Here is a 12,329-nt window from a genome sequence, read left to right as displayed (position 1 = left end):
TAACCTCTATTTGCGTAGCAGGCGCAAGCCGTTGAACACCACCAGCAGGCTCACGCCCATATCAGCGAACACCGCCATCCACATGGTGGCCATGCCGGCAAAGGTGATCGCCAGGAAGATCGCCTTGATCCCCAGGGCCAGCACGATGTTCTGGGTGAGGATCGCCGCGCTTTGGCGCGACAGCCTGACGAACGCCGGGATTTTGCGCAAGTCATCGTCCATCAGCGCCACGTCGGCGGTCTCGATGGCCGTGTCGGTACCTGCCGCGGCCATGGCGAAGCCGATCTCGGCGCGAGCCAGGGCCGGCGCGTCGTTGATGCCGTCACCGACCATGCCGACCCGGTGGTCCTCGGCGTACAGGCGCTCGATGGTGGCGAGTTTGTCCGCCGGCAGCAGGTTGCCCTCGGCCCGGTCGATCCCCACCTGGGCGGCGATGGCCGTGGCGGTGTGGGGATTGTCGCCGGTGAGCATGACCGTCTTGATACCGAGCTCATGCAGTTCGGCGATGGCCTGGCGGCTGCTGTCCTTGACCGTGTCGGCCACGGCGAACAGCGCCAGCGGGCCGCTGCGGTCGAGCAACAGCACCACGGTCTTGCCCTGGCGCTCCAGCTGGTCCAGTTCGGCTTCGAGCTGCGGCGAGCACAAGCCCAGTTCTTCGACCAGGCGATGGTTGCCCAGGTGGTAGGTTTCACCGTCGATGTCGCCGCGCACGCCACGCCCGGCCAGGGCGGTGAACTCTGTGACTTCGCTCAGTGCCAGGTCTTGGGCCTTCGCGAACAAGGCGATGGCACCGGACACCGGGTGGTCGGAGCGGGCGGCAAGGCTTGCGGCCAGCGCCTGGGCACGGCCATCGAACAACGGGTCGAGCACCTTGCTGTCGGTCTGCACCGGCTTGCCATGAGTGATGGTGCCGGTCTTGTCCAGGGCCAGGAAGTCCAGCTTGCGCCCGCCCTCCAGGTATACGCCACCCTTGATCAGGATGCCCTTGCGCGCGGCGGCGGCCAGGCCGCTGACGATGGTCACCGGGGTGGAGATCACCAGCGCGCACGGGCAGGCCACCACCAGCAGCACCAGGGCGCGGTAGATCCAGTCGAACCAGGCACCGGCCATGAACAGCGGCGGGATGATCGCCACCGCCAGGGCCACGGCGAACACCACCGGGGTGTAGATGCGCGAGAACTGGTCGACGAAGCGCTGGGTCGGCGCACGGGCGCCCTGGGCTTCCTCGACCGCCTTGATGATGCGCGCCAGGGTCGACTGGCCAGCGCCCGCGGTGACACGGTATTCCAGCGAACCCGCCTGGTTGATGGTGCCGGCGAACAGTTTGTCGCCCACGGTTTTCTCCACTGGCAGGCTTTCGCCGGTGATCGGTGCCTGATCGACGCTGGACTGGCCACTGACTACCTCACCGTCCAGGCCGATGCGCTCACCCGGGCGCACCCGCACAAGAGCGCCCAACGCCACCTCGCGCACGTCGATTTCGCGCCACAGCCCATCGGCCTGCTGCACGGTCGCCATGTCCGGCGCCAGCTGCATCAGGCCACCGATCGCGTTGCGCGCGCGGTCCAGCGAGCGGGCCTCGATCAGTTCGGCCACGGTGAACAGCACCATCACCATGGCCGCTTCCGGCCACTGGCCGATCAATACGGCGCCGGTCACGGCGATGCTCATCAAGGCGTTGATATTGAGATTGCGGTTCTTCAGGGCGATCCAGCCCTTCTTGTAGGTGCCCAGCCCGCAGCCGAGGATAGCCGCCAGGGCCAGCGCCGCCACCACCCATTCCGGCGCCTTGCCGGAGAAGTGCACGAGCTCGGCGGCGATCGCCGCCACACCGGACAATGCCAGCGGCCACCAGCGGGTCTTGCTTGGCTGGGGCGCTTCGGCGCTGCCGTCATCCTCGTCCGCCAACGGCTCGGCCTTCATGCCCAGGCTGTCGATGGCCTGCTCGATCTGGCCGGTGCCGTCGTGGGTGTGACGCACGCCCAGCACACGGTTGATCAGGTTGAACTCCAGTTGCTCGATACCGGCCAGCTTGCCCAGCTTGTCCTGGATCAGCGTCTGCTCGGTCGGGCAGTCCATGGCCTGGATGCGGAAACGGCTGAGCCGCGCCTGGGCGCTGGCCTTCTCGGTCAGCTGCACCAGGGCCGGCGCGGCATGGGAGCCGCAGCAGTTATGGGCATGGGTGTCGTGGCTGTGACCCTTTTCACCATGGTCGTGGTCATGCTTGTGTTCGGGGCTGACTGGCTGGTTCATGGAATCATCCTTAAAAAGGGCGCTTGCTTCCTGTAGGAGCCGGCTTTGCCGGCTCCTACAGAGAGGGTTGTTGCCAAGTGAACACCCTGTAGCCACTATAGGGTCAAGCCCCTTGCTGGAGATTTGCCATGAAGATCGGAGAACTGGCCAAGGCCACCGACTGCGCCGTGGAGACCATCCGCTACTACGAACGCGAGCAACTGCTCCCCGAGCCTGCCCGCAGCGATGGCAACTACCGGCTGTATACCCAGGCCCACGTCGAGCGGCTGACCTTCATCCGCAACTGCCGCACGCTGGACATGACCCTGGATGAGATCCGCAGCCTGTTGAACCTGCGCGACAGCCCCGAGGCGTCGTGCGGCAGCGTCAATGCGCTGATCGACGAGCATATCGAGCATGTGCAGGCGCGGATCGACGGGTTGGTGGCGCTGCAGGCGCAACTGGTGGAATTGCGCCAGCAGTGCAATGCGCAGGGGGCGGAGTGCGCGATTCTGCAGCAGCTGGAGACGAATGGAGCGGTGTCGGTGCCGGAGGTGGAGCACTCACACGTGGGCAGAAGCCACGGGCATTGAAAATCCCGGGCGCGCTGCGCGCCCCTTTCACGACACAAGGCCGCTCCCACAGGTTCTGCAGCGTACCTGTGGGAGCGGCCTTGTGTCGCGATGGGCTGCAAGGCAGCCCCGGCAATCTGAAAAGCTACACCGCCATCGGCGCCGTCATCGGCGCATGGTGCTCATACCCTTCCAGCGAGAAGTCGCTCGGTTCGATCTTCTCCAGCCACTCCGGCTCGTATTTGCCAGTCTTGGCGAACTCCGGCACGCGGTCGCTGATCACCAGCTTCGGCGCCGCCAGCGGCTCGCGCTTCATCTGCTCGTTGAGCATGTCCAGATGGTTTTCGTACACATGGGCATCGCCGATGAAGTAGGTGAACCAGCGCGGGGTGTAACCGGTCAGGCGGCCGAACAGCGACAGCAGCGCCGCGCCTTCGGTGAGGTTGAACGGCGTGCCCAGGCCCAGGTCGTTGGAGCGGATGTAGAGCGTCAGGGAGATTTCCTTGGTCTCGACATTCGGGTGGAACTGGTACAGCAGGTGGCACGGCGGCAGGGCCATCTCGTCCAGCTGGGCGCAGTTCCAGCCGTGGAACAGGATGCGCCGGCTGCCCGGGTCGTTGGCGATGGTGTCCAGGCACTGGCGCACCTGGTCGATGGCCTTGTACAGGATGACGAACGCCTGGCCGTCTTCCTCGTCCTGGGCGATGCGACGGAAGCCCGCCTTTTCCGCCATCTCGATGGCGGCCGGGTTGCTCAGCGGGATGCGCTTGTAGCCCGGCCACTGGCGCCACTGCACGCCGTAGATCTCGCCGAGGTCGTCATGGCCCTGACGGAACGGGTTGGCCAGCCACTGGGCGTTCTCGTTGGCGTTCTGGTCCCAGACCTTGCAGCCCAGCTCACGGAATTCGCCGGCATTCTTCACACCGCGCAGGAAACCGACCATCTCGCCGATCGCCGACTTGAACGCCAGCTTGCGTGTGGTGATGGCCGGGAAGCCTTTCTGCAGGTCGAAGCGCAGCATGGCGCCCGGCAGGCTGATGGTGCGGATACCGGTGCGGTTTTCCTGCAGCGTGCCGTTGTCGATGACGTCACGGACCAGATCTAGATACTGTTTCATGGCTTACCTGTAACAAGAACGGCAGGGGGATCGCCCCTGCCGTGGGAATCAAACGGTGGCCTTGGCCGTCGGTTTGCGGTTGTAGGCCAGCCAGATCAGGAAGATGCCGCCGACGATCATCGGCACGCAGAGCAACTGACCCATGGTCAACCAGCCGAAGGCGATGTAGCCGAGCTGGGCGTCGGGTACCCGCACGAACTCCACGATGAAGCGGAAGATGCCGTAGAACAGCGCGAACATGCCGGAAACGGCCATGGTCGGGCGCGGCTTGCGCGAGTACAGCCAAAGGATGACGAATAATGCCACACCTTCGAGGGCGAACTGGTACAGCTGCGACGGGTGACGCGGCAGTTGCGCCGGGTCGCTGAACGGCGGGAAGACCATGGCCCAGGGCACGTCGGTGGCCTTGCCCCACAGTTCGGCGTTGATGAAGTTGCCGATACGCCCGGCGCCCAGGCCGATCGGCACCAGCGGCGCGACGAAGTCCATCAGCTCGAAGAACGACTTGTTGTTGCGCTTGCCGAACCACAGCGCCGCCAGCATCACGCCGATGAAGCCGCCGTGGAACGACATGCCGCCCTTCCACACCTCGAAGATCAGCGTCGGGTTGGCCAGGTACTGGTGCAGGTCGTAGAACAGCACATAGCCCAGGCGCCCGCCGACGATCACCCCCATCGACAGCCAGAACACCAGGTCGGAGAGTTTCTCGCGGCTCCACGTCGGGTCGAAGCGGTTCAACCGGCGCGAAGCCAGCAGCCAGGCGCCGCCGATGCCGATCAGGTACATCAGGCCGTACCAGTGGATTTTCAGTGGACCGAGGGCCACGGCCACGGGGTCTATCTGCGGGTAAGGCAGCATTGTCTTTCCTCTAGTTTCAGATAAGGAAGCTGAGTCCGACGCAGAACAGCAGCGCGGCGAACAGGCGCTTGAGCACACGCGGCGACAGCTTGTGCGCCAGGCGCGCGCCGAAGCGGGCGAAGAACATGCTGGTCACGGCAATGCCGACCAGCGCGGGAAGGTAGACGTAACCGATGCTGTGGGCCGGCAGATGCTCTTCATGCCAACCCAGCCACATGAAGCTCAGGGCGCCGGCCAGGGCAATCGGCAGGCCGCAGGCCGACGAGGTGGCCACCGCCTGCTGCATGGGCAGGCTGCGCCAGGTCAGGAAAGGCACGGTGAGCGAACCACCGCCGATCCCGAATATGGCAGAGGCCCAGCCGATCACGCCGCCGACGGCGGTCAGGCCGGGTTTGCCGGGGATGCCGCGGCTGGCCTTGGGCTTGAGGTCCAGGGCCATCTGCACGGCAATCACCAGGGCGAATACACCGATGATCTTCTGCAACATCGGGCCCTGGATCAGCGAGGCGGTCTTCGCGCCGACCAGCGCGCCCAGCAGGATGCCCACGGTCATCCAGGCGAAGATCGGCCATTGCACCGCGCCTTTGCGCTGGTGCTCGAGCACGGCATTGATCGAGGTGAAGACGATGGTCGCCAGCGACGTGCCGACCGCCAGGTGGGTCAGCACCGAAGGGTCGAAGCCCTGCAGGGTGAAGCTGAACACCAGCACCGGCACGATGATGATGCCGCCACCAACGCCGAACAGCCCGGCCAGCACACCCGCGCAGGCGCCCAGCAGCAGATAGAGAGCGAATTCCATTCGTGGCCCCAGTGGAAAACAATCCGGCATGGTAACGGAAGCCACGCCCGGCGCTCTAGTGAAGTCTGTGTCAGGTGATGGCTAGCGGTCGACGGCGCGGGTAGAGTGGCCGAAAACACAGGGGACAACCTATGTGCCTGATCGTATTCGCCTGGCGGCCGGGGACAGCCCGGCCGCTGATCGTCGCGGCCAACCGCGATGAATTCCATGCCCGGCCCACCCAGGCCCTGGCCGCCTGGGTGGATGCACCAGGCGTGTATGCCGGGCGGGACCTGGAAGCCGGCGGGACCTGGTTGGGGGTCGGGCCAAGGGGGCGGTTCGCGGCGCTGACCAATATCCGCGATCCGCGCCAGCCGTTGGGGCCGCGCTCACGGGGGGAACTGGTCGCCTCGTATCTGCGGGGCGAACTGGGGGTCGAGGCCTACCTCGATCAGGTGGCCAGCCGTAGTGGGCAGTATTCCGGGTTCAACCTGCTGGTCGGTGATGAGCAGCAATTGGGTTACCTGCATGCTCGCGAGGCCGGGCCGCGCCTGCTCTCGCCCGGCGTGTACGGACTGTCGAACGCCGGGCTGGATACGCCTTGGCCGAAGCTGGTGAAGGCGCGTAGCGGGCTGGAGGGATTGCTGGATTCAGATGATCCACAGCGGCTGCTGGTATTGCTGGCCGATGCGCAACCTGCGCCGGACAGCGAGCTGCCCGAGACGGGCGTAGGGCTGGCAACCGAGAAGCTGCTGTCGAGTGTGTTCATCGCCAGCCAGAACTATGGGACGCGGGCGAGCACGGTATTGATCGTGGATGACCAGGGGCGCCGGCGAATCGTCGAGCGCAGTTTCGGGCCGTTTGGTGGGCACCTCGGGGAGATCAGCCTGGAGGTTTGAGGTGGTTTTACGGGCGGTTCGCCGGCAAGCCGGCTCCTACAGGATAGGCGTAACGCCGCGACCGTCGTAGGAGCCGGCTTTGCCGGCGAAAGGGCCCGTCCAGGCGCAGCGAATCAGAGGGTCTTGTTCGGCCCGATCATCCGCGCCAGGCCAAGGTTCTTCAGCGCCAGTTGCAGCGAGCTGTGGATAACCTGCGGGTTGTCGTGGCTCATGGCGTCGGCCAGCAATTCCTTGGCCTTGCTCTTGTTGATCTGACGCAGCATCCACTTCACCTTCGGCAGGTTGGTGGCGTTCATCGACAGGCTGTCGAAGCCCATGGCCATCAGCAGGATCGCGGCAGCCGGGTCGCCGGCCATCTCGCCGCAGATGCTCACCGGCTTGCCTTCTTCATGGGCCACGCTGACCACCGTCTGCAACGCCTGCAGCACGGCCGGGTGCAGGTAGTCGTACAGGTCGGCGACCCGCGGGTTGTTGCGGTCAACGGCCAGCAGGTACTGCGTCAGGTCGTTCGACCCGACCGAGAGGAAGTCCACCTGCCGCGCCAGCTCGCGGGTCTGGTACACGGCGGCGGGGATCTCCACCATCACCCCGACCGGCGGCATGGGCACGTCGGTGCCTTCGTCACGCACCTCGCCCCAGGCGCGGTGGATCAGGTGCAGCGCTTCTTCCAGCTCATGGATGCCAGAAATCATCGGCAACAGGATGCGCAGGTTGTTCAGGCCCTCGCTGGCCTTGAGCATGGCGCGGGTCTGCACCAGGAAGATTTCCGGGTGATCGAGGGTGACGCGGATGCCGCGCCAACCGAGGAACGGGTTTTCTTCCTTGATCGGGAAGTACGACAGCGACTTGTCGCCACCGATGTCGAGGCTGCGCATAGTCACCGGCAGCGGGTGGAAGGCCTGCAGCTGCTCGCGGTAGATCGCCAGTTGCTCCTTCTCGCTGGGGAAGCGCTGGTTGATCATGAACGGCACTTCGGTGCGGTACAGGCCGACACCCTCGGCGCCGCGCTGCTGGGCCCGGGCCACGTCGGCGAGCAGGCCGGTGTTGACCCACAGCGGCATGCGGTGGCCGTCCGGGGTGATGCAGGGTAGCTCGCGCAGGGCGTCGAGGCCGCGGGCCAGCTGGCGTTCCTCCTCGACCACATCGCTGTACTGCTTGCGCAGCACCTCGCCGGGGTTGGTGAACACCTCGCCCTTGTAGCCGTCGACAATCATGTCGATGCCGTCGGCCTTCGAATACGGCAGGTCGACCACGCCCATGACGGTGGGGATACCCATCGCCCGGGCGAGGATCGCCACGTGGGAGTTGCCCGAACCCAGTACCGAGACCAGGCCCACCAGCTTGCCTTCCGGCACCTCGCCGAGCATGGCGGGGGTCAGTTCCTCGCTGACCAGGATGGTGTTGTCTTCATAGACCAGCGACTGCGAACGGGCCTCCTGGAGATACGCCAGCAGGCGTCGGCCCAGGTCCTTGACGTCCGAGGCACGCTCGCGCAGGTAGTCATCGTCCATCAGCTCGAAGCGGTTGACGTGCTCGCCGACCACCTGGCGCAGGGCGCCCTGGGCCCACTGGCCGGTCTTGATGACCTCGACCACCTCGCCACCGAGGGCGGCGTCCTCGAGCATCATCAGGTACACGTCGAACAACGCGCGCTCTTCGGGGCGCAACTGGGTGGCGAGCTTGGCAGACAGCTTGCGCATGTCCTCGCGCACGCCTTCGAGGGCGTTGTTGAACAGCTTGAGTTCGTTGTCGATGTCCTCGACGGTGCGGTCCGGCACCACTTCCAGGTCGGCGGGCGGCAGCATCACCACGGAGCGGCCGACGGCGGCGCCGGGCGAGCCCGGAACACCCACGAAGCGGGCCTCCTGGATGCCCTTGCCCTGGCGGCCCAGGCCGCGGATGGAGCCGGTGGCCTCGGCGTGGGCGATAACCCCGGCGAGCTGGGCACTCATGGTGACGAGGAAGGCTTCTTCGCCTTCGTCGAACTGGCGGCGCTCCTTCTGCTGGATGACCAGCACACCCACCACGCGACGGTGGTGGATGATGGGGGCACCGAGGAAGGAGGCGAATTTCTCTTCGCCGGTTTCGGCGAAGTAGCGGTAACGCGGGTGGTCGGCGGCGTTCTCGAGGTTCAGCGGCTCCTCGCGGGTACCGACCAGGCCGACCAGGCCCTCGTTGGGGGCCATGCTGACCTTGCCGATGGAGCGCTTGTTCAGGCCCTCCGTCGCCATCAGCACGAAACGGTTGGTTTCCGGATCGAGCAAGTAGACCGAGCAGACCTGGCTGCCCATGGCCTCCTTGACGCGCAAGACAATGATACCCAACGCCGTCTTGAGATCTTTGGCGGAGTTCACTTCCTGGACGATCTTGCGCAGCGTATTGAGCATGGCTCGGGGTCGGACTCCGTCGTCAGTCGCGCGTCAGCAGGCGCGGGGCTAGCTCTTTCAGGGCGCGTCGGTAGACCTCGCGCTTGAATGTCACCACCTGGCCCAGCGGATACCAGTAGCTGACCCAGCGCCAGCCGTCGAATTCCGGTTTGCCGGTGAGGTCCATGCGTACCCGTTGCTCGTTGCTCACCAGGCGTAGCAGGAACCACTTCTGTTTCTGGCCGATGCACAGCGGCTGGCTGTGGGTGCGCACCAGGCGTTGCGGTAAACGATAACGCAACCAGCCACGGGTGCAGGCAAGAATTTCCACATCGTCGCGCTCAAGGCCAACTTCTTCGTTCAGCTCGCGGTACAGGGCGTCTTCCGGCGTCTCGTCAGGGTTGATGCCACCCTGGGGGAACTGCCAGGCATCCTGGTTGATCCGCCGAGCCCATAGCACCTGCCCGGCATCATTCGTGAGAATGATCCCGACATTGGGGCGAAAACCATCCGGGTCGATCACGGCAGCAACCTCGCAAACGCATGTCGCCGCATTGTTCCACAAAGCCCGAGCACGCAGCAACGCGCCCGCCAAGCTTATGTGCAGCGAGGTGAAAACTCCGTATTCTGCGGGGCTCCCGGAAGCTGATGCGAGACAACCCATGCGCCTGGCGTTATTCGACCTGGACAATACCCTCCTCGGTGGCGACAGCGACCACGCCTGGGGTGACTACCTGTGCGAACGGGGCATCCTCGACCCGATCGCGTACAAGGCACGCAACGATGCCTTCTACCAGGACTACCTCAGCGGCGCCCTGGACATGCAGGCCTACCTGGCCTTCTCCATGGAAATCCTCGCGGCCAGCGAGCCCGCGCAGCTGGCGCAGTGGCACCGCGAATTCATGCGTGATTGCATCGAGCCGATCATCCTGCCCAAGGCCGAGGCCCTGTTGCGCCAGCATCGCGAGGCCGGCGACCAGCTGGTGATCATCACCGCCACCAACCGCTTCGTCACCGCGCCCATCGCCCACCGCCTTGGGGTGCGCACCCTGCTGGCCACCGAATGCGAGACGCAGGACGGGCGCTACACCGGGCGCAGTACCGATATACCGTGTTTCCGTGAAGGCAAGGTGACGCGGTTGAAACGCTGGATGCTGGAGAACGGCTTCGACCTGGAGGGCAGCTGCTTCTATAGCGATTCGCTGAACGATGTGCCGTTGCTGGAGCTGGTGGAGCGGCCGGTGGCGGTGGATCCGGACCCGAAACTGCGGGCGCAGGCCCAGCGCAGGGGCTGGGAGATCATCTCACTGCGCGACTGAACTGGACGCGCCCCGTAGGAGCCAGCCTTGCTGGCGAAAGGGCCCTGGAGAACCCCGGCAAGGCTGCGCCCTGCATCGCCAGCAAGGCTGGCTCCTACAGGTTCGGCGCCGTTGCTAGATTGGCTTGGCGCCCATCAGGCCGGCAATGGACAGGAAACACACCCCACTGAACACCGCCAACGCCAAAGTGAACTTAAGCCCCACCACTTCAGCCTTGCGCAGCCGGTTGAGCCGCACCAGCAACCACCAGGCGGCAAACGCGCCGAAGGTGTAGATGACGCTGGAGGCCAGCACCCAGGTCTGTCCCAACGGCCAGCCAACCAGATGCACCAGCCACCAGCCGGTGAACGGCATGCTCACCAGGCACAGGCCCATCAGCAGCCAGACGAATACCAGTGGCCGGCGCAGCAACTTCCCGTAGGCATCGGCATCACCCTTGCGGCGGGCTCGAATGGTCCAGATTGCCAGGCCCAGGGCGCCCAGCAGCAGCAGCGCGGTGGCGAGGATGTGCAGGGTCTTGAGTGTGGTCAGGTGTTCCATCTATGGAGTGTCCTTCTGCAGGCCGTCCAATCGCGGGGCAAGCCCGCTCCCAGCGGCTGCCCCACGATGCTTGTTTCAGCCCAAGAATAGCCGGTAAGCCGGGTTCTCGGTCTCGTCCCAGTACGGATAGCCGATCTTCGCCAGCGCCGCCGGCACCAGGTGACGCTCCTCCTCCGGCACCTGCAACCCCGCCACCACGCGACCATCGGCCGCACCGTGGTTACGGTAGTGGAACATCGAGATGTTCCAGCGCCCACCCAGCTTGTTGAGGAAGTTGAACAAAGCGCCCGGGCGTTCCGGGAACTCGAAGCGCAGCACCATCTCGTCGCTGGCCCCCGCCGAGTGGCCACCGACCATGTGGCGGATATGCAGCTTGGCCAGCTCGTTGTCGGTCAGGTCGGTGACCGGGAAGCCCTGCTCGGTCAACTGCTGCACCAACGCGGCGCGCGGGTCGGTTTCCGGATGGGTCTGCACACCGACAAAGATGTGGGCTTCGTCCGCCGTGTGCTTGCGGTAGTTGAATTCGGTGATCTGGCGCTTGCCGATCGCCTCGCAGAACGCCTTGAAGCTGCCCGGGCGTTCGGGGATGGTCACGGCGATGATCGCCTCGCGCTTTTCGCCCAGCTCGGCACGTTCGGCCACATGGCGCAGGCGGTCGAAGTTGACGTTGGCGCCCGAGTCGATGGCCACCAGGGTCTGGCCCGTCACCCCCTTGAGCTCGACATACTTCTTGATCCCGGCAACCCCCAATGCACCAGCAGGTTCGGTGATCGAGCGGGTATCGTCGTAGATATCCTTGATTGCCGCGCAGATTTCATCGGTGCTGACGGTGATCACCTCGTCCACATGGTGACGGCAGATATCGAAGGTGTGCTGGCCGATCTGCGCCACCGCCACGCCGTCGGCGAACAGCCCGACCTGTGGCAGCACCACGCGCTCGCCCGCGGCCATCGCGGCCTGCAGGCAGTTCGAGTCGTCCGGTTCGACGCCGATCACCTTGATCTCGGGGCGCAGGTACTTCACGTAGGCGGCAATACCGGCGATCAGCCCGCCACCGCCCACCGGCACGAAGATCGCATCAAGCTGGCCCGGGTGCTGGCGCAGGATCTCCATGGCCACGGTGCCCTGGCCGGCGATGGTGTGCGGGTCATCGTAGGGGTGGATGTAGACGAAGCCCTTCTCGTCGACCAGTTTCAGCGAGTACGCCAGCGCCTCGGGGAAGGAGTCGCCATGCAGCACCACCTTGCCGCCACGCGAACGCACGCCCTCGACCTTGATCTCGGGGGTGGTCCGGGGCATCACGATGGTCGCCTTGATGCCCAGCTCCCGGGCCGCCAGGGCCACGCCCTGGGCGTGGTTGCCGGCCGAAGCGGTGACCACGCCGCGGGCCAGCTCCTCCGCGCTCAACTGCGCCAGCTTGTTGTAGGCCCCGCGGATCTTGAACGAGAACACCGGTTGCAGGTCCTCGCGCTTGAGCAGGACCGTGTTGCCCAGGCGCTTGCTCAGTTGCCCGGCGCTGTGCAACGGGGTTTCGACAGCAACGTCGTAGACGCGCGAGGTGAGGATCTTCTTGACGTACTGTTCGAGCATCGGAAAGCATCACTGGGCCGCGGGACAAGGCCTGGGAGTCTACCGCAGCGTCACGTCG

The 12,329-nt window shown here is 65.3% G+C and carries 11 protein-coding genes; 3 read left to right on the top strand and 8 right to left on the bottom strand.

The features are described from left to right. Nucleotides 1–6: 6 nt before the first annotated feature. A complete protein-coding gene (locus P5705_RS12605; protein ID WP_277461191.1) occupies nt 7–2,253 on the bottom strand; it encodes a heavy metal translocating P-type ATPase in 2,247 nt (748 codons plus the stop codon). Nucleotides 2,254–2,381: 128 nt separating this feature from the next. On the opposite strand from P5705_RS12605, the gene cadR reads away from it, so the two are divergent. Beyond that, entirely contained in the window at nt 2,382–2,825 is a 444-nt protein-coding gene (cadR, locus tag P5705_RS12600; RefSeq protein ID WP_011536217.1) for a cadmium resistance transcriptional regulator CadR, read from the top strand. Between the two features lie 124 nt (nt 2,826–2,949). Here cadR and P5705_RS12595 read toward each other — a convergent pair whose 3' ends face one another. Genes P5705_RS12595 through P5705_RS12585 form a run of 3 tightly spaced genes read right to left on the bottom strand, consistent with a single transcriptional unit; the run spans nt 2,950 to nt 5,578 of the window. Then, on the bottom strand, nt 2,950–3,921 hold the full coding sequence (locus tag P5705_RS12595) for a thymidylate synthase (RefSeq protein ID WP_252092397.1): 972 nt from the start codon (nt 3,919–3,921) through the stop codon (nt 2,950–2,952). Between the two features lie 48 nt (nt 3,922–3,969). Further along, entirely contained in the window at nt 3,970–4,779 is an 810-nt protein-coding gene (lgt, locus tag P5705_RS12590; RefSeq protein ID WP_011536219.1) for a prolipoprotein diacylglyceryl transferase, read from the bottom strand. A 16-nt stretch (nt 4,780–4,795) separates the two neighbouring features. Continuing rightward, nucleotides 4,796–5,578, bottom strand: a complete 783-nt coding sequence (locus tag P5705_RS12585) for a sulfite exporter TauE/SafE family protein (RefSeq protein ID WP_277461190.1) — start codon at nt 5,576–5,578, stop codon at nt 4,796–4,798. Between the two features lie 131 nt (nt 5,579–5,709). Here P5705_RS12585 and P5705_RS12580 point away from each other — a divergent pair, with 131 nt between their 5' ends. Next, nucleotides 5,710–6,456, top strand: coding sequence for an NRDE family protein (locus P5705_RS12580; protein WP_277461189.1), 747 nt, complete (start codon nt 5,710–5,712; stop codon nt 6,454–6,456). A gap of 113 nt (nt 6,457–6,569) precedes the next feature. Here P5705_RS12580 and ptsP read toward each other — a convergent pair whose 3' ends face one another. Together ptsP and P5705_RS12570 are read right to left on the bottom strand one after the other, a co-directional pair. Beyond that, nucleotides 6,570–8,843, bottom strand: a complete 2,274-nt coding sequence (ptsP, locus tag P5705_RS12575; protein ID WP_277461188.1) for a phosphoenolpyruvate--protein phosphotransferase — start codon at nt 8,841–8,843, stop codon at nt 6,570–6,572. 22 nt (nt 8,844–8,865) lie between these two features. Further along, nucleotides 8,866–9,345 carry an RNA pyrophosphohydrolase gene (locus P5705_RS12570; RefSeq protein WP_003249017.1) on the bottom strand — a complete coding sequence of 160 codons (480 nt, stop codon included), beginning with the start codon at nt 9,343–9,345 and terminating at the stop codon, nt 8,866–8,868. Between the two features lie 139 nt (nt 9,346–9,484). Between P5705_RS12570 and P5705_RS12565 the strand changes: the two genes are divergently transcribed. Continuing rightward, nucleotides 9,485–10,141: an HAD family hydrolase gene (locus P5705_RS12565; protein WP_277461187.1), complete on the top strand. Its 657-nt coding sequence runs from the start codon at nt 9,485–9,487 to the stop codon at nt 10,139–10,141. Between the two features lie 114 nt (nt 10,142–10,255). Here P5705_RS12565 and P5705_RS12560 read toward each other — a convergent pair whose 3' ends face one another. Then, nucleotides 10,256–10,681 carry a DUF2269 domain-containing protein gene (locus tag P5705_RS12560; protein ID WP_277461186.1) on the bottom strand — a complete coding sequence of 142 codons (426 nt, stop codon included), beginning with the start codon at nt 10,679–10,681 and terminating at the stop codon, nt 10,256–10,258. Nucleotides 10,682–10,756: 75 nt separating this feature from the next. Then, nucleotides 10,757–12,271, bottom strand: a complete 1,515-nt coding sequence (gene ilvA, locus P5705_RS12555; protein ID WP_213658759.1) for a threonine ammonia-lyase, biosynthetic — start codon at nt 12,269–12,271, stop codon at nt 10,757–10,759. Between the last annotated feature and the right edge of the window lie 58 nt (nt 12,272–12,329).

The organism is Pseudomonas entomophila (genome assembly GCF_029478665.1).
GTDB classification, from domain to species: Bacteria; Pseudomonadota; Gammaproteobacteria; order Pseudomonadales; family Pseudomonadaceae; genus Aquipseudomonas; species Aquipseudomonas entomophila_F.
This window is presented reverse-complemented; position numbering and strand designations above follow the sequence as displayed.